Consider the following 15,609-nt stretch of genomic DNA (forward strand, 5'->3'; position numbering starts at 1 on the left):
AGGGTGCTACTCATCGGTAGACGGATACGGGGCCATTTGTTTCCCGCCCATTCCCCACCTTGGTAGGGTGGCTGAAGGCGGCCTCGGTCTTGACAATGGAATGTTTTTGAACCCACTGCTGCAAGCAGGGTGGGCAATAGACCTCCACGATGATTCAAGACCCCACCCTGCGGATTCTGGCTGCGAGCGCACGCATACAGGTGTTGATGGTTGCGGTGCTTCTGGTGGCCTGCGGCGGTGGCGAAAACAGCGGCGCACCCAACCAGCCAGCGCCATGGCCATCCCAGCCCCCCGCTCCTGAACCGGTGGCTAACCCGCTGCCTGTTCCGGGCCCGGTACCCACCCCGGACCCCGGCATGAACCCCGGTACGCCCGGTACGCCTGGTCCGTTGCCAGCGCCAGCACCCAGCCCTCCACCTCCACCTCCACCTCCACCTCCACCTCCACCTCCACCTCCACCTCCACCTCCACCTCCACCTCCACCTCCACCTCCACCTCCACCCACCGGCCCGGTGGTGATCGCCCCGCTGGGCAGCCCACGCATTCTCATCGCGCACCCGCCTGCGCTGGCGCGCTACCGGAGCTTGGTCAATACCGGCGCGCCATCGGCCGTGCGCTTCAAGGCCATGGTTGACCGCCAGGTGGGTGGGGCCAGCATTTACGCTTTTGCGCCCTGGTATGCAGCGCTGATGGGCCAAATCACGGGCCAGGCGTCGTACTGCACCTATGCCGTCAGCCGGACGGACAACTTTGTCGCTTCGGAAGAAGCGCTGATCAACAGCAACCAGCGCGCCACGGTGGCGTATGACAGCTACCTGGAGGTCGGCCCCACCATCGGCAATGTCGCCATGGTTTATGACTGGTGCCGCTCTGCCATGACCGACGCCCAGCGTGCCCGCTGGCGCGCCTATGCCAACCAGGCGGTCTGGAACGTATGGAACCACCAGAGCGCCCGCTGGGGCGCCACCCCCTCTGCGTGGACGGGGTGGTCGGTGGACAACCCGTCCAACAATTACTACTACTCGTTCCTGCAGGCCACCATGCTGCTCGGTCTGGCTACCCATGGCGAGAACGCCCAGGCCCAGGACTGGATCCACAAGTTCCGCACCGAGAAGATTCAGGGCCAACTGGTGCCGACTTTTACCCGCGATCTGCAAGGCGGGGGCTCGCGCGAGGGAACGGGTTACGGCACGGCCTTGATGAACCTCTGGCAGCTGTATGACTGGTGGGAAAAGTCCACCACCGAGCGCATTGCCGATCTGACGCCCCACACCCGTGCGTCCATTCCCGCCATGTTGCACTCCATCGTGCCCACGCTCGATCGTCTCACTCCCACAGGCGACCATGCGCGCGACGAGACGGCCCAGTTGTTCGACTACCACCGCGCCTATCTGCAAACGCTGATGCGCCTGTACCCCAGCGACCGGGTGAGCGGTGCCGCCAAGAGCCTGCTGGCCGCGTCCAGCGTGCAACAGATGTCGCAGCCATTCATGTACTTCAATGATTTCCTGTACGACACCACCGACATCGCGGCCGAGCCCCTGGCCGCTCTGAGCACGGCGTACTGGACCAGCGGGCCGGGGCAGTTCTCCATGCGCGGTGCCTGGACCCGTGACGCGGTGTACTCCAACTTCGTCTGCGGCCCTTACAGTGAAAGCCATGCCCACCGGGACCAAGGCAGCTTCACCCTCTACCGGGGAGCCTGGCTGGCGCACGACGCGAACATCGACAGCCGATCAGGCATCGTGCAAGACGAGGCCTTCCACAACCTGGTGCGTTTCTTCCATGGCAGCACCGAGGTGCGGCAAGGCTGGAATCGCAGCTGCGACATGCTTGCCTTGGCCGACAACGTCACTTACAGCTATGGCCTGGCCCGTGTCACGCCCATGTATGGTGCTTCCGGCAGCGTTGCCAAGTGGGAGCGTGAATACCTGTTCATCAAACCCGCTACCGTGGTGGTGTTCGATCGGGTCAGCACCGCCAGCGGCGTGCGCCGCGTCTTCAGCATGAACCTGCCCGGCATGCCCAGCCTGGCAGGCAATACAGCCGCGCTCACTGTGGCGGGCAAGCGGCTGGATGTGACTGCTATCGCCCCCGCCAACCTCACGCTGAGTGCCCAGCCATGGGCGGCACTGGGCGGGCCTGGAGCCGAACTGCGTGCGGGCAGCACAGCCACCTTGCTGGAGGTCGAGCACGCGGTGGGCACTGACACGGCGTTCTTGAATGTGCTGGCCACGGACCAGTCCGTCACCCAGGCCTCACCCTCGCACACCGCCACCCAGACCGGCGTGGAGCTGCGTTTGGTCGACGGTCGCACGGTGCTGCTGCGGTTTGCCAACACCGCCACCGGCGGGCAGATCACCGTGCGCAATGCCCAGGGCGCCGTGATCATGGACCAGACCTTGCCGACTACGGTGCAGACGTTGCCGCTGATGGCGATGTAGGCCGACCAGGCTTTTTCTTCAGGCAGGTGAGTGGCAGCTGCTCGCCGCGCGGTGCCACGTCCTGGTCACGCCCGCAAGAATTCCAGCGCCGCCGCCACGGCCTGCGTATCCCCCTGCACCGCGTCCGGTGGCCCGCCCTTGCCCCACAGGGCGCCGCCCCAGGTCATCGACAGGAATTGCGCGCACAGCGCCACCGAATCGATCATGGGCTGGGCCTTGGTGCGGTCGCCGCTGGTGGTGATGAGCGCCAGCGTCTTGGCGCCCATGGGCTCCTTGAACGCCAGGCCCGGCACCCGCATCCAGGCACTCCAGTGGTCCAGGTAGGTCTTGAGCGGCGAGGGGATGCTGTACCAGTAGACCGGGGCCACAAAAACGATGTGTGTGGCCGCGAGGGTGGCGTCGAGCAGGGTTTTCATGTCGCCCTCGGGCGGCGCGTAGGTGCCGGTGGTGTGGCGCTGGTCCACAAAAGGCGGCAGGTCCATGCGGGCCAGGTGGTGCCAGGTTTGCTCGGTGCCCGCAGGCAGCGCGGCGGCGGCCTGGCGGGCCAGCCATTCGGTGTTGCCGACATGGCCTGGTTCGCGGGTGGAGGTGGTGAGGAACAGATAGTGAGGTGCAGTGGGCGTTGTCATGACGCCATCGTAGCGCTGGCCTGCGCGGGCCGCAGGGTGGCCAGGCAGAGCCCGACCAGGGCCTCCTCGAACTCCGCACTGTCCAGCAGCGGCGATTGCTCCAGCGAGGCGGAGCGCACCGCGCCCATGAAGGCGCGCGTGAGCACAAACAGCTGCGCGGCCGATGGCGCCTGCAGGTGGTGCTCGTCGGCCATGCGCTGCAGGTGCAGAGCAATGCGTTCGCTGGTGCCCCGCACCGAAACCAGCACCGCCGCGCGGTAGTCCAGCTTCCATGACAGGCGGGCCAGGGCCCGTCGCTCCTGCGACCCGCCGCCAAACGCCTGCAGGTAGTGGCGCACATAGCGGTGCACCTGCTGCTCGGGGGGCCAGCCCTCGGTGCGCGCCTGGGCCAGCAGTGCATCCAGTTCCAGCATTACGCGGTCGCAGTGCTGGTCCAGCATGGCCACCAGGATGGCCTCCTTGCTCGGAAAGTACTGGTAGAGCGAGCCTACGGACACGCCCGCCAGTTCGGCAATGCGGTTGGTGGTCAGGGCGTCCTCGCCCTGCGTGGCCACGATGCGGGCCACGGCTTCAAATATGGCATCCACCGTGAACTGGGAGCGCTTCTGCCGGGGCGTGCGCCTGGTGGGTGAAACGGCTTTGGACATGGGCAAACCTGAGCGCAATGCGAGTAGGCGGCAAGGCCGGACCGACCTATTCTGCCGCCATCCAAGCAACTTGCCACCCGGAGAACCTAGCCATGAAGGAAACCAGCCAGCTCGCCCTGGGCGCCGCCGCCATTGGCCTGGCGGGCACCTGGGTGTGGCACCAGCGCCCCGCCCTGCGCACGCTGCACCGGGCCAGTGCCCTGGCGCTGGCCCTGTTTCTGGTGGCGCATGTGCTGGGGCACCTTGCAGGCCTCGCGGGGGCGGCTGCACACCAGGCGGTGCTGGAGGCGCTGCGCAGTGTGTATCGTCGGCCCGTGGTCGAGGGCTTGCTGCTGGCGGGGGTGCTGTTCCAGGCGGGCAGCGGGCTCACGCTGCTGTGGCGCGGCTGGCGCCAGCGCCGGGGTGCCGTGGCATGGGCGCAGGCAGTGTCGGGGGCATACCTGTCGCTGTTCCTGCTGATCCACATGGCAGCGGTGCTGGTGGCGCGGCAGCAGGGCGTGGACACCAACCTGCAGTTTGCGGCGGCAGGCATGCACATGCCGCCCTGGCAGTGGTTCTTTGGGCCGTACTACTTTCTGGCGGTGCTGGCGCTGTGCACCCATGTGGGCTGTGCGCTCTACTGGAACCTGCCCGAAAGGCAGCGCGCGCCGGTCTTGGCGGCGGCCCTGGTGGTGGGGGTGTTGCTGGCGGCCACGCTGGTGGTGATGCTGGCGGGAGGTTTCCGGGGCCTGGAAGTCCTGCTGGCCACCGGGCCCGGCATGGCACTGGTGGCTGGCTGAGGGCGGCTGCGTGGAAGAGGCTCAGGCCACCTTGGCCGTCAAGGTACGGTTGCCCTGTTCCATGCCGCAAAACCCGAAGTTCATGGCGGGCACCTGGCCACTGATGAGTTCGGCCAGCGCCTTGCCCGAGCCCGCACCATGCGTCCAGCCCAGCGTGCCGTGGCCCGCATTCACCCACAGCTTGCCCACGCGCGTGCGGCCGATGAACGGGATGTTGGTGGGCGTGGCGGGGCGCAGGCCGGTCCAGTACTGCGGGTCGCCGCCTTCCTCGGGCGTGCGCGTGTCGCACACGCCGGGCAGGATGGCTTCGATGCGGCGCGAGAGCATGTGGCAGCGGGCGCGGGCCAGGGAGCTGTCGAGTGTCAGGTCCCAGCCGTTGAGCTCGATGGTGCCCGCCACGCGCAGGTGGTTGCCCAGGCGGCTCATGGCGATCTTCTTGCCGTCGTCGATGGTGGAGACCATGGGCGCACCCTCGGGCCGCAGCAGCGGGAAGGTCGCGCTGTAGCCCTTGCCGGGGTAGATGGGCAGATCCACGCCCACGCTGCGCAGCAGCGGCGCGCTGTAGGAACCACAGGCCACCACGACGGCATCAGCCTTCAATATGAAGTCTTTTTTGCCTCCGCCGACCGACTGGTGCGCCATGACAGCTGCAGAATCAATAGCATTGCCAATCTTGTTGAGGCGCAGCACGTCGTGGCCGTACAGGAACTGTGCGCCCCGTGCGATGCATCGGCGCGCCAGCTCTTGCGTGAAGACACGGGCGTCGCCGCTTTCGTCGGTGCTGGTGTAGGTGCCGCCGGTGATCTTGTCGCCATAGGCCTTGAAGGCGGGCTCGATCTTGAGCAGTTCGTCGCGGCTCACCAGGCGGCGCTGCACGCCGTGCTTGCGCATGAGCTCCACCGCGTGGCCTGCGGCGTCAAACGATTTCTGGTCGGTGTAGAAGTGGGCAATGCCGCGTTCGAGCCGGTTGTATTCGATGCCGGTGGTGCTCACCAGGTCCTTGAGTGCCGCATGGCTGTAGGCGCCCAGCGCCACGATCTGGGCCACATTGCGCTCGAACGCCGCGTCGTTGCACTGCGCCAGGAACTGCAAGCCCCAGCGCCATTGCTGCCAGTCCATCTGCGGGCGAAACAGCAGCGGGGCTTCCTTGTCGAACATCCACTTGAGCGCCTTGAGCGGCGCCTCGCGGTTGGCCCAGGGCTCGCAGTAGCTCACCGAAATCTGCGCCGCATTGGCAAAACTGGTTTCGAGCGCCGCATCGGGCTGGCGGTCGATCACGATGACCTCATGGCCCCGCTCCAGCAGGTGCCACGCGGTGCTGATGCCGATGATGCCGGCGCCCAAAACAATGGTTTTCATGAGGGCGCAGTGTGCGCGACATTGCGTTCTACTAAAAGCAAAATTAAACTTACTCCAAAAACATCAGGGCGTCTAATGCAAATAGCCCTGCTGCCGTTGCCTTGCTGGAGACCAGAACCATGAGCACCTACGACCCCGCCGCCCTCGAATGCCTTGCCGCCATCGTCGAAGAGGGCGGTTTCGAGCGCGCTGCGCAGCGCCTCAATGTCACGCAGTCGGCCGTGTCGCAGCGCCTGCGTGCGCTCGAAGCGCAGGTGGGCTCGGTGCTCATCGTGCGCAGCCGGCCGCTGCGGCCCACGTCGGCCGGGCAACTCTTGCTCAAGCACACCAAGCAGATGCGCCTGTTGCGCGCCGACCTGGAGCGCGATCTGCAGGAGCTGGCGCCCAGCGCGCCCGGCGGCACGCGCGAGGATGAGCGCATCTCCATTGCCATCAATGCCGACAGCATCGCCACCTGGGCCATGGGCGCGCTGCACGACCTGGTGCGCCAGCGTCTGCCGCTCGAAATCATCGTGGACGACCAGGACTTCACGCAGGAATGGCTGCGCTCAGGCCAGGTGCTGGGCTGTGTGACCACGCTCAAGCAAGCGCTGCGCGGCTGCAAGATGGTGCCGCTCGGGGCCATGCACTACGTGGCCGTGGCCTCGGCCAGCTATGCCGAGCAGCATCTGCCGCAGGGGCTCACGCCGCACAACTTCCGCGACGTGTCGTTCCTGTCGTTCAACCGCAAGGACGACATGGCGGCCGAGTTCGTGGCGCGCGCCTTCGGGCTCAAGCGCGTGGCGCTGAACCACCTGTTTGTGCCGGGCTCCGAGGCGCAGATGCGCGCCGTGGCGGCGGGCTGGGCGGTGGGTGTGGTGCCCGAGTTGCTCGCGCGCGGCCCGATTGCCGATGGCAGCATGGTGGACCTGGCGCCTGGCCGGTCCCTGCCCATCCAGCTCTACTGGCATTGCTGGAACCTGGAATCCGAGCTGCTCGATGCCCTGTCGGCCGCGCTGACCGGCGCCGCCGCCCGGTCGTTGGTGTCCTGAACGCACCCCACGGGCACTCCCTGGGCGCACGCCGGAAGGCACGCTTTGTGCTGGTTAAAGCGTGAACGACGTAGTTGCATTACAACTTAGTCATTTATTTTTTTACCGCAATGTATAAAATATAGGCCATGCAAACCCAGCCCCCCAAAGTCTCGTTCAAGGAGCAGATGCACCAGGCGCGCGAGGAGGCCATCCTCCAGTCGGCCTGTCGCCTGCTGGGCGAAAAGGCCTTTGACGCCATGACCATGGACGACGTCGCCAATGCCGTGGGCATTGCGAAGGCCAGCCTGTACAAGCACTTCTGCAGCAAGGAAGAACTGTGCAGCGCCGCCATGGTGCAAATCCTGGGGCGCGTGCAGGCCTATCTGGCGGGCTTGCCCGCCGACATGCCACCGCTGGACAAGCTGCGCGCCCTGGTGCGCTGGTCGCTGGAGCGCCTGCTGACCAACGAAATGCCGCTGCTGCCCAGCCGCAACTCCACCCTGCGTGCGGTGCTGATGGCCAACAAGGACTACCTCAACGGCCTGGTGGGCGTGAGCGACCAGATCGGCGAATGGATCACCGAGGCCCAGGCCCAGGGCGTGATCAGCCCCAGCCTGCCGCCCATCGTGGTGCTGTACACCCTGTATGCCCGCGCCTGCGACCCGGTGGTGAGTTTTCTCAAGGAAAGCGGCCAGTATTCGGACGCGGAGATCGTGGACCTGGTGGTGCGCACCTGTTTTGACGGATTGGCGGCGCGGTAGCCCACTCCTGGTCTCGCTCGACAAAAAGAAAGCCCGGCATGCCGGGCTTTCTTGCGTGGGGGCCGTTGTCCCCGCCGGAGATCACTTGGGCAGGATCACCTTGTTCACCACATGGATCACGCCATTGCTGGTGAACACATCGGCGGCCGTGATGTTGCTGGTGCGCATGTTCTGGTCGGTGATCACCAGGCTGGTGCTCACGGTGAAGCTCTGGCCCTGCACCGTGGTGATGGCGGTGTTGGTGGGCACCTCGGCCTTGAGCACGCGTGCGGGCACCACGTGGTAGGTCAGTACCTTGGTCAGCAGCGCGGTATTGGCCAGCAGATCGGCCTTGCTCACACCCAGCTCGGTCAGCAGGGCGGCAAAGGCGGCATTGGTGGGGGCAAACACCGTGAACGGGCCGGTGCCCTGCAAGGTGGTCACCAGCCCTGCGGCCACCACGGCCTCGACCAGGATGCTGAAGTCCGGCAGGGCCGAGGCCGTGGCCACGATGTCCTTGTCGGCGGGCAGCAGCACCGTGTCCACCAGATGCACCACGCCATTGCTGGCTTGGATGCCGGTGCTGGTGATGGTGCTCACGCGGTTGCGGCCGTCAGTGATCTTGAGGCCGTTGTTCGATTCGATCTTGAAGAAGCCGCCCGACACCGGCGTGATGGCCTTGCCCAGGGGTACATCGGCACGCATTACCTTGCTGCCGAGCACGTGGTAGGTCAGCACAGCGGTCAGCAGGGGCTTGTTGGCCAGCAGCGCGTCCTTGGACACGCCCAGTTCGGTCAGCAGCGCTGCAAAGGCGGCGTTGGTGGGGGCGAACACGGTCAGCGTGCCGGTGCTCAGGGTGTTGGCCAGACCGGCGGCCGTAACGGCTTCGACCAGGATGCTCAGGTCGGGGGTGTTTTGCGCCAGCTCGACGATGTTGCGTTGGGGCGCGTCGTCTCCGCCTCCACAGGCTTGCAGCAGGGTGGTGCTGGCGCCCAGGGCTGCGGCCATCAGGACGGTGCGACGGTTGAATACGGTGTTCATGGCGGCTTCTCCTCGTGGATGGATGGTGGTTGGACTGAAGGGGTGAGCAGGCGCTTACTTGGGCATCAACACCGTGTCGATGGCGTGGATCACGCCATTGCTGGCAGCCACATCGGTGGCAGTGACCTTGGACTGGTCCACCATGACGCCTGCGCTGGTGGACACGGTGATTTCCTGGCCCTGCACTGTCTTGACCTTGCCGGCCTTCACGTCCTTGGCCATGACCTTGCCCGACACCACGTGGTAGGTCAGCACCTTGGTCAGTGCGGCTTTGTCGGCCAGCAGACCGTCCAGAGTGGCCTTGGGGATCTTGGCGAAGGCTTCGTCGGTGGGCGCAAACACCGTGAACGGGCCCGGGCCCTTGAGGGTGTCCACCAAGCCAGCGGCCTGCACGGCAGCCACCAGGGTCTTGAAATTGCCCGCCTTCACAGCGGTATCGACGATGTCCTGCGCCATGGCGCCGAAGGTGGCACCCGCCGTCAGGGCCAGTGCAATCAGGGTCTTCTTCATGGGTCGTTCCTCTCGATTTCGATGGAAATGACACGCCAAGATGGGCGTTGCGCGAATGTATAACTAATTGGTTTCAGAGTAAACCAATTAGTTATTTAGAAACCATTCAGTAACTAGGGGTGAAAAAAAAGCCCCGCAGATGCAGGGCTTGGTGGGACAGCGCCTGACGACGCAGGTGCTCAGCGCACGATCAGCAGCGGCACCTTGCTGTGGGCCAGCACCTGGGTGGTGACCGAGCCCATCACCAGGGTGGCAATCGCGCCGTGGCCGTGCGAGCCCATGACCAGCAGGTCGAACTTGCCGGTGTCAGCCACCTTGGCAATGGTTTCGCCCACGGTGCCCACCTTGACGCTGCGCTTGGCATCCACGCCATGGCGGGCCAGGAACTTGCACACAGGGGCGAGGATTTTTTCGGCCTCTTCCGCGTGGTACGCGTCCACCACTTCCTTGCCCAGGGCCGCGCGGGCGCGGGCGGGCAGGGGGGCCTGCACGGTCAGCACAGTGTAGGTGTGGGTGCCACCCAGCAGTTCTTCATGGGTGGCCAGGTAGGCCAGCATTTTCTTGGTGTAGGCGCTGCCATCGACAGCAAGCAGGATGTTCATGGTGTTCTCCGAAAAAGGGATAAGGCAGACTACTCTGCGCAGGTGCCTGTTGTCTTGACCTGGGTCATGCTTTTTTTGTCCGGCGCGTGGCGAATTCACAAGAACCGCGCGTTCGATCATACGGTGACCGTCCAGCGTGGCCGGAAGGTGGTTTGCTCGCCTTTGCGGGCATAGCCCAGCGGGTTGGCGACCACGCGGCATTGCCATGCCGAAGCATCGCTACGCTTGCCCTGGGCCAGATAGTCGCTGGGCGCATGCAGGTGGCCATGCAGCCACAGCTGCGCGTGGGGCAGCAGGTGGTCCAGGGCGTTGCAGAAGCCTGCCGTGCCGGGCACGAGGCCATAGCGCGGGTCGGCACTTTTCAGGCTGGGCGCAAAGTGGGTGACGGCCACGGTGGGGCCGTCAAACGGCTGCTGCAGGGCGGCGGCCAGCCACTCCTGGCAGGCCAGGGCCTGTTCGCGCAGGGGTTCGGCCAGGAAGGGCCCGCCATGCCGCGTGCCGCCGGTTTTGCGCAGGTAGAAGTTGGCGGCGCGGAAGGCTTTGTCGCGCAGCTTCAGCCGCCGTCCCAGGTCGGTGCAGCCCTCGTGGTCGGCCAGGGCGTCAAAGTCGCTCCAGAGCGTGGTACCCACGAACCGGACGCCCTGCAGCACCAGGGTTTCGCGCTCCAGCCAGGTAATGCCCAGGCGGTTGCAGGTCTGGCGCAGCCGCAGGTGGGCGGCGTCGAAGTCCTGCGCGTCGTACTCGTGGTTGCCGGGCACAAACAGCACCGGGGTGGGCCAGCCCGCGTGCTGGGGCAGGGGCGAAAAACGGGCCAGGCCGAAATCTTCGTCGGCCAACTGCGAGCCAGGCTGGTAGGAGCCCACGTCCCCCGCCAGCACCAGCACGTCGGCACCGGGGGCGGGTTCGGGAACAAAGTGGGGATGGGCCTCCAGGTGGAGGTCGGACAGGAGCTGGATGTTCATGCAGCAAACAGTCTACGGGCTCTCCTGTTCCGGGAAGGTGCGCCGCGCGGAACGTGCCAGCGCGTGCAGCAGCCAGGTCATGGCCGCTTGCTGCGGGCCGCGGCGGCGCCACAGCGCGTCCACGTGCACCGGGGGCACATCCAGCGGCAGGGCCCTTTGCACCAGCTTGTCGGCAATGCCGGTCACGGGCACAAAGTGGCGCGGCAGCACGGTGAGCAGGTCCGAGCCCGACACCACCCGCCCCGCCGTGAAGAACTGGTTCACGGTGATCACCACCTTGCGCTCACGCCCCAGCGAGGCCAGGGCCTCGTCAATGAAACCGAAGGGTCGGCCCGAGAAGCTGACCAGCATATGGCGCGCCTGGCAGTAGGCGTCCAGCGTGAGGGGGGCATCCGCCAGCGGATGGCCTTGGCGCATCACACACACATATTCGCCGTCGTAGAGGCGGCGGCTCTCAAACGCCACCACGCCGCCCGACTGGGCGCGGGCTGTCAGGTCGGCCAGCGCTGCCGGGAAGTAGCCCACGGCCATGTCGGCGGCTTCTTCGTCCAGCAGGCGGCGTGGGTCGCGCGTGGTCAGCGGCAGCACGCGGATGGCGATGCCGGGCGCTTCGCGCTCAATGATTTCGACCAGGGCAGGCACCAGCGTGGCGGCCGTGGCGTCGGCCATGGCCAGCACAAAGGTGGATTCGGCGGTGGCCGGGTCGAACAGGCCCGGGGCCAGGGAATCCTGTAAATGGGCCAGGGCCTCGCGCACTGGCGGCCACAGCGCCAGCGCCCGGGGGGTGGGCTCCACCCCCTGGCCGCTGCGCACCAGCAGCTCATCCCCGAGCACCTCGCGCAGGCGCCGCATGGCGTTGCTTACGGCGGGCTGGGTGATTGAGAGCTTGTGTGCCGCGCGCGTCAGGCTGCGCTCCGCCATCACCTCGTCGAAAACGCGCAGCAGGTTCAGGTCCAGGGAGCGGAAGTTCAGGGGTGTCATGGTTATTTATCACCGATATGAATATCCATGATTCAAAATATAAACTTGAACATGCAAAGGGTAAACCCTAATATCACCCCATCGCCCGGCAATCTCGCCACAAGCGTTAGAAAAGGGAAACCGAAATGACCGCCTTTGCACACGTTGAATACCCCACCGAACACCCCGGCGTAGTCCGCGCCGAAAACGCCGCCGCAGCCCTGAAGGGCGCTGCCGCCCGCTTTGACGGCGCCCGTGGCGCTGCCTCCCTCCTGCTGGCCGCTGTGGTGTCCGCACTGCTGGTGGTGGCCAACCAGGTGATCGACACCTGGAGCGAAGGGCATCTGCTGGCCGCCTGGATGGTGCTGTGGCTGGTGGCCTTTGCCGCCCTGGCCCTGCTCACCGCCCCTGCACGCCGCGCTGGCGTGGCCCTGCGCGCTGGTGTGCAGGCCTGGGCCGAGAGCCGTCGCCGCGCCGCCGAAGACGAGCGCACCTGGCAAGTCGCCATGAAGGACCCCCGCATCATGGCCGAGCTGAACCACGCGATGGGCATCCCCACCGTGGACGACATCCGCAAGTACTACTGATCGTCGAACCCGCCGCACTGGTGGGCGGCGGGGACGCAATCCATTGAAAGCCGTGGCCTGCCACGGCTTTTTTTTATGCCCCTTTTTTGGCGAGTGTGGACTTGTCGTGCCCCGCAAGCCAAGCGCAAAAAAAGCCGCTCTGCCAGAGGGCGGAGCGGCTTTGAAGGGGAAGCTTCTCGGGTCTCAGGAAAGCAGCATCAGGCAGCCAAGCGCTTTTCCAGAGCGGCCTTGGTGTCCAGCAGGGCCTTGGGCAGGTGGTACGCCAGTTGCTCGAAGTGCGCATCGTGCAGCTTGAACTCTTCGGCCCAGGCTGCCTTGTCGATGCTGGTCACGGCCTCGAACTTCTGGGCACTGAAGTCCAGGCCCGTCCAGTTGATCTCGGCGTACTGCGGAGCCACGCCAAACATGGTTTCCTGGCCCTGGGCCTGGCCTTCGATGCGGTCGATCATCCACTTGAGCACGCGCATGTTGTCGCCATAACCTGGCCAGACGAACTTGCCCGCCTCGTCCTTGCGGAACCAGTTCACGCAGAACACCTTGGGCACGGACCTGCCGGTGGCAGCGATCTTGCCTTCCATGCTGAGCCAGTGCTGGAAGTAGTCGCTCATGTTGTAGCCGCAGAACGGCAGCATCGCGAAGGGGTCGCGGCGCACCACGCCCTGGGCGCCAAAGGCGGCGGCGGTGGTCTCCGAGCCCATGGTCGCAGCCATGTACACGCCTTCCGTCCAGGTGCGGGCTTCCGTCACCAGCGGCACGGTGGTCGAGCGGCGGCCGCCGAAGATGAAGGCGTCGATCGCCACGCCGTTGGCGTCGTCCCACTGCGCATCGAGCGCCGGATTGTTGGCCGCAGCGACAGTGAAGCGCGAGTTGGGGTGGGCGGCCTTGGCGCCGGTTTCCTTGGCGATCTGGGGCGTCCAGTCCTTGCCTTGCCAGTCGATCAGATGGTCCGGCAGCTTGCCGGTGTCCTTTTCCATACCTTCCCACCACACGTCGCCGTCGTCGGTCAGGGCCACGTTGGTGAAGATCACGTCCTTGTCCAGGCTGCGCATGCAGTTCGGGTTGGTGTGCATGTTGGTGCCGGGGGCCACGCCAAAGTAGCCCGCCTCGGGGTTGATGGCGACCATCTTGCCGTCGGCGTTGGGCTTGATCCAGGCGATATCGTCACCGATGGTGGTGACCTTCCAGCCAGAAAAACCAGCCTCGGGCGGCACCAGCATCGAGAAGTTGGTCTTGCCGCAGGCGCTGGGGAAGGCCGCCGCCACGTGGTACTTCTTGCCTTGGGGGTTGGTCACGCCCAGGATGAGCATGTGCTCGGCCAGCCAGCCCTGGTCGCGGCCCATGGTGGAGGCGATGCGCAGGGCCAGGCACTTCTTGCCCAGCAGCGCGTTGCCGCCGTAGCCGGAGCCGTAGGACCAGATCTCGCGTGTTTCGGGGTAGTGCACGATGTACTTGACCTTGGGGTTGCAGGGCCAGCTCGTGGTGTCCTTCTCGCCGTCGGCCAGGGGGGCGCCCACGGTGTGCATGCAGGGCACGAATTCGCCTTCCACACCCAGCACGTCGTACACGGCCTTGCCCATGCGGGTCATCAGGCGCTGGTTCACGGCCACGTAGGCGCTGTCGGTCAGCTCCACGCCGATGTGGGCGATGTGGCTGCCCAGCGGGCCCATGCTGAAGGGCACCACATACATCGTGCGGCCCTTCATGCAGCCGTCAAACAGGGGCTGCAGCGTGGCGCGCATATCGGCGGGCGCCATCCAGTTGTTGGTGGGGCCGGCGTCTTCCTTGGCGGCCGAGCAGATGTAGGTGCGGTCTTCCACGCGGGCCACGTCCGATGGGTCGGACCAGGCCAGGAAGCTGCCGGGGCGCTTGGCAGGGTTGAGCTTCTTGAAGGTGCCGGCATCGACCAGCTGCTGGCACAGGCGGTCGTACTCTTCCTTCGTGCCATCGCACCAGTAGATGCTCTCGGGCTTGCACAGGGCGGCCATGTCGGCCACCCAGGCGAGCAGCCGGGCGGTTTTGACGTAACTGGGGGCGTTGAGATTCAGGCCCTGCATGGTGGGTGCGTTCATCGGGGGAGCTTCCTAAGTTGAAAAACAGTTTTTTCAAAGGAAGCGGACCGGGCGGAACGCGGCAAGGCCTGGCGCAGTTGCGGTGCTGAGCGCTGCCTTTGAAAAAACGGCTTTCTTGCTCAGTCGGCGGGCGGGAGCGTGTGTCAGCCCCACGGGGTGGAGGCTATTCCACGGATTCCGCGGGTCGGCTGGGATGTCAATTTTATGAATCTGCCGCCCGTTTGTCTGTCAGACAGGGGTCAAAACCATGCAAAAAAAGCATGGGGTTATGCGTTGTGGATTTCCTCCCTCACGGGCTGGTCGGGCTGCCTTTCCAGCGCTCATAGCCGCATTTGCGCAGCGCGCAGGCCGGGCAGGTGCCGCAGCCATAACCCCAGGCATGCAGCGTGTCGCGCACGCCGTGGTAGCAGGTGTGCGAGTCGTTCACGATCAGATCGACCAGCGCCTGCCCACCGAGGGCCCGGGCCAGTTCCCAGGTCTCGGCCTTGTCCAGCCACATGAGTGGGGTATCGAAGGTGAAACGCTGTCCCATGCCCAGCGACACCGCGACCTGCAGCGCCTTGAGCGTGTCGTCGCGGCAATCGGGGTAGCCCGAAAAATCGGTTTCGCACATGCCGCCCACCAGGGTGTGCAGGCCCCGCCGGTAGCCCACGGCGGCCGCCAGCTGGAAGAACAGCAGGTTGCGCCCTGGAACAAAAGTGTTGGGCAGGCCTGCGGCGGTCATCTGGATCTCGGTGTCGCTCGTCAGTGCCGTGTCGCTGATGTGGCCCAGCACGGCCAGGTCCAGCATGTGGTCCTCGCCCAGCCGCGCGTTCCACTGCGGAAACTGCGCACGCAGCGACGACAGCACCGTCTGCCGTGCCTGCAGCTCGATGTGGTGGCGCTGGCCGTAGTCGAAGCCGATGGTTTCCACATGGGCGAAGTTTTCCAGTGCCCAGGCCAGGCAGGTGGTGGAGTCCTGGCCTCCAGAAAAAAGAACAAGGGCGTGTCCGGGTCGCATGGGGGCTCCTGGTCAGAAGGTGGAAACAGGGGCGGCCGAAAGGCCGGGGCAAAAAAAAGCCCCGCAGCGCGGGGCGTTTGGCAGCCTTGCGGGCGGATCAGGCCATGAACACGGCGATGAAGGCCAGCAGGAAAATCAGCACACCGCCGACCACGGGAAGCACCACGGGCATCAAGGGCACGACGTTTTCCACGGGGTCGTGCGCTGCGGTCTGAGGGGCGTGAGAGGTGTTGTGGTCGGACATGGTGGGGCTCCAGATGCTGAAAA

Annotated in this window: 17 protein-coding genes; 5 read left to right on the plus strand and 12 right to left on the minus strand. The window is 65.6% G+C overall.

Translation table 11 applies throughout. The features are described from left to right. Positions 1 to 309: 309 nt before the first annotated feature. Entirely contained in the window at positions 310 to 540 is a 231-nt protein-coding gene (locus ACYZGB_RS19355; protein WP_462390482.1) for a hypothetical protein, read from the minus strand. Here ACYZGB_RS19355 and ACYZGB_RS19360 point away from each other — a divergent pair. Continuing rightward, positions 516 to 2,444 carry a hypothetical protein gene (locus ACYZGB_RS19360; protein WP_462390483.1) on the plus strand — a complete coding sequence of 643 codons (1,929 nt, stop codon included), beginning with the start codon at positions 516 to 518 and terminating at the stop codon, positions 2,442 to 2,444. The genes ACYZGB_RS19355 and ACYZGB_RS19360 overlap by 25 nt on opposite strands. Positions 2,445 to 2,509: 65 nt before the next feature. On the opposite strand, the gene ACYZGB_RS19365 is transcribed toward ACYZGB_RS19360, so the two are convergent. After that, positions 2,510 to 3,073 carry an NAD(P)H-dependent oxidoreductase gene (locus tag ACYZGB_RS19365; RefSeq protein WP_462390484.1) on the minus strand — a complete coding sequence of 188 codons (564 nt, stop codon included), beginning with the start codon at positions 3,071 to 3,073 and terminating at the stop codon, positions 2,510 to 2,512. Then, on the minus strand, positions 3,070 to 3,720 hold the full coding sequence (locus tag ACYZGB_RS19370; RefSeq protein WP_462390485.1) for a TetR/AcrR family transcriptional regulator: 651 nt from the start codon (positions 3,718 to 3,720) through the stop codon (positions 3,070 to 3,072). The genes ACYZGB_RS19365 and ACYZGB_RS19370 overlap by 4 nt, the downstream gene beginning before the upstream one ends. A gap of 92 nt (positions 3,721 to 3,812) precedes the next feature. Between ACYZGB_RS19370 and ACYZGB_RS19375 the strand changes: the two genes are divergently transcribed. Then, positions 3,813 to 4,499, plus strand: a complete 687-nt coding sequence (locus ACYZGB_RS19375) for a hypothetical protein (RefSeq protein WP_462390486.1) — start codon at positions 3,813 to 3,815, stop codon at positions 4,497 to 4,499. 21 nt (positions 4,500 to 4,520) lie between these two features. Here the strand turns inward: ACYZGB_RS19375 and ACYZGB_RS19380 are convergent, their stop codons facing one another. Next, entirely contained in the window at positions 4,521 to 5,858 is a 1,338-nt protein-coding gene (locus ACYZGB_RS19380; RefSeq protein WP_462390487.1) for a D-amino acid dehydrogenase, read from the minus strand. A 119-nt stretch (positions 5,859 to 5,977) separates the two neighbouring features. On the opposite strand from ACYZGB_RS19380, the gene ACYZGB_RS19385 reads away from it, so the two are divergent. Then, positions 5,978 to 6,889 carry a LysR family transcriptional regulator ArgP gene (locus tag ACYZGB_RS19385; RefSeq protein ID WP_462390488.1) on the plus strand — a complete coding sequence of 304 codons (912 nt, stop codon included), beginning with the start codon at positions 5,978 to 5,980 and terminating at the stop codon, positions 6,887 to 6,889. Between the two features lie 128 nt (positions 6,890 to 7,017). After that, positions 7,018 to 7,632 (plus strand): TetR/AcrR family transcriptional regulator, encoded by a 615-nt coding sequence (locus ACYZGB_RS19390; RefSeq protein ID WP_291469848.1) that lies wholly within the window; start codon positions 7,018 to 7,020, stop codon positions 7,630 to 7,632. A gap of 81 nt (positions 7,633 to 7,713) precedes the next feature. Here ACYZGB_RS19390 and ACYZGB_RS19395 read toward each other — a convergent pair whose 3' ends face one another. The 5 genes from ACYZGB_RS19395 to ACYZGB_RS19415 all read right to left on the minus strand — a co-directional run bounded on the left by ACYZGB_RS19395 (position 7,714) and on the right by ACYZGB_RS19415 (position 11,707). Next, entirely contained in the window at positions 7,714 to 8,652 is a 939-nt protein-coding gene (locus ACYZGB_RS19395) for a fasciclin domain-containing protein (protein WP_462390489.1), read from the minus strand. Positions 8,653 to 8,706: 54 nt separating this feature from the next. Then, positions 8,707 to 9,162 (minus strand): fasciclin domain-containing protein, encoded by a 456-nt coding sequence (locus ACYZGB_RS19400; RefSeq protein WP_462390490.1) that lies wholly within the window; start codon positions 9,160 to 9,162, stop codon positions 8,707 to 8,709. Between the two features lie 179 nt (positions 9,163 to 9,341). Further along, on the minus strand, positions 9,342 to 9,764 hold the full coding sequence (locus ACYZGB_RS19405) for a universal stress protein (protein WP_462390491.1): 423 nt from the start codon (positions 9,762 to 9,764) through the stop codon (positions 9,342 to 9,344). A gap of 116 nt (positions 9,765 to 9,880) precedes the next feature. Further along, positions 9,881 to 10,726: a metallophosphoesterase gene (locus ACYZGB_RS19410; RefSeq protein WP_462390492.1), complete on the minus strand. Its 846-nt coding sequence runs from the start codon at positions 10,724 to 10,726 to the stop codon at positions 9,881 to 9,883. Positions 10,727 to 10,738: 12 nt separating this feature from the next. Next, a complete protein-coding gene (locus tag ACYZGB_RS19415; RefSeq protein WP_063462137.1) occupies positions 10,739 to 11,707 on the minus strand; it encodes a LysR family transcriptional regulator in 969 nt (322 codons plus the stop codon). A 125-nt stretch (positions 11,708 to 11,832) separates the two neighbouring features. On the opposite strand from ACYZGB_RS19415, the gene ACYZGB_RS19420 reads away from it, so the two are divergent. Beyond that, positions 11,833 to 12,273, plus strand: coding sequence for a hypothetical protein (locus ACYZGB_RS19420; RefSeq protein ID WP_462390493.1), 441 nt, complete (start codon positions 11,833 to 11,835; stop codon positions 12,271 to 12,273). A gap of 197 nt (positions 12,274 to 12,470) precedes the next feature. Here ACYZGB_RS19420 and ACYZGB_RS19425 read toward each other — a convergent pair whose 3' ends face one another. From ACYZGB_RS19425 to ACYZGB_RS19435, 3 genes are all read right to left on the minus strand, one after another. Then, positions 12,471 to 14,342 (minus strand): phosphoenolpyruvate carboxykinase (GTP), encoded by a 1,872-nt coding sequence (locus tag ACYZGB_RS19425; protein WP_462390494.1) that lies wholly within the window; start codon positions 14,340 to 14,342, stop codon positions 12,471 to 12,473. 289 nt (positions 14,343 to 14,631) lie between these two features. Further along, entirely contained in the window at positions 14,632 to 15,342 is a 711-nt protein-coding gene (queC, locus tag ACYZGB_RS19430) for a 7-cyano-7-deazaguanine synthase QueC (protein ID WP_462390495.1), read from the minus strand. Between the two features lie 97 nt (positions 15,343 to 15,439). Further along, entirely contained in the window at positions 15,440 to 15,586 is a 147-nt protein-coding gene (locus tag ACYZGB_RS19435; protein ID WP_252660653.1) for a hypothetical protein, read from the minus strand. Positions 15,587 to 15,609: the final 23 nt, after the last annotated feature.

This window comes from Acidovorax sp. Q11 (assembly GCF_054950075.1).

Coding starts and splice junctions, on each gene's coding strand:
- ACYZGB_RS19365 (WP_462390484.1), bottom strand. CDS start 3,073: ATGACAACGCCCACTGCACCTCACTATCTGTTCCTCACCACCTCCACC.
- ACYZGB_RS19370 (WP_462390485.1), bottom strand. CDS start 3,720: ATGTCCAAAGCCGTTTCACCCACCAGGCGCACGCCCCGGCAGAAGCGC.
- ACYZGB_RS19375 (WP_462390486.1), top strand. CDS start 3,813: ATGAAGGAAACCAGCCAGCTCGCCCTGGGCGCCGCCGCCATTGGCCTG.
- ACYZGB_RS19380 (WP_462390487.1), bottom strand. CDS start 5,858: ATGAAAACCATTGTTTTGGGCGCCGGCATCATCGGCATCAGCACCGCG.
- ACYZGB_RS19385 (WP_462390488.1), top strand. CDS start 5,978: ATGAGCACCTACGACCCCGCCGCCCTCGAATGCCTTGCCGCCATCGTC.
- ACYZGB_RS19390 (WP_291469848.1), top strand. CDS start 7,018: ATGCAAACCCAGCCCCCCAAAGTCTCGTTCAAGGAGCAGATGCACCAG.
- ACYZGB_RS19395 (WP_462390489.1), bottom strand. CDS start 8,652: ATGAACACCGTATTCAACCGTCGCACCGTCCTGATGGCCGCAGCCCTG.
- ACYZGB_RS19400 (WP_462390490.1), bottom strand. CDS start 9,162: ATGAAGAAGACCCTGATTGCACTGGCCCTGACGGCGGGTGCCACCTTC.
- ACYZGB_RS19405 (WP_462390491.1), bottom strand. CDS start 9,764: ATGAACATCCTGCTTGCTGTCGATGGCAGCGCCTACACCAAGAAAATG.
- ACYZGB_RS19410 (WP_462390492.1), bottom strand. CDS start 10,726: ATGAACATCCAGCTCCTGTCCGACCTCCACCTGGAGGCCCATCCCCAC.
- ACYZGB_RS19415 (WP_063462137.1), bottom strand. CDS start 11,707: ATGACACCCCTGAACTTCCGCTCCCTGGACCTGAACCTGCTGCGCGTT.
- ACYZGB_RS19420 (WP_462390493.1), top strand. CDS start 11,833: ATGACCGCCTTTGCACACGTTGAATACCCCACCGAACACCCCGGCGTA.
- ACYZGB_RS19425 (WP_462390494.1), bottom strand. CDS start 14,342: ATGAACGCACCCACCATGCAGGGCCTGAATCTCAACGCCCCCAGTTAC.
- queC (WP_462390495.1), bottom strand. CDS start 15,342: ATGCGACCCGGACACGCCCTTGTTCTTTTTTCTGGAGGCCAGGACTCC.
- ACYZGB_RS19435 (WP_252660653.1), bottom strand. CDS start 15,586: ATGTCCGACCACAACACCTCTCACGCCCCTCAGACCGCAGCGCACGAC.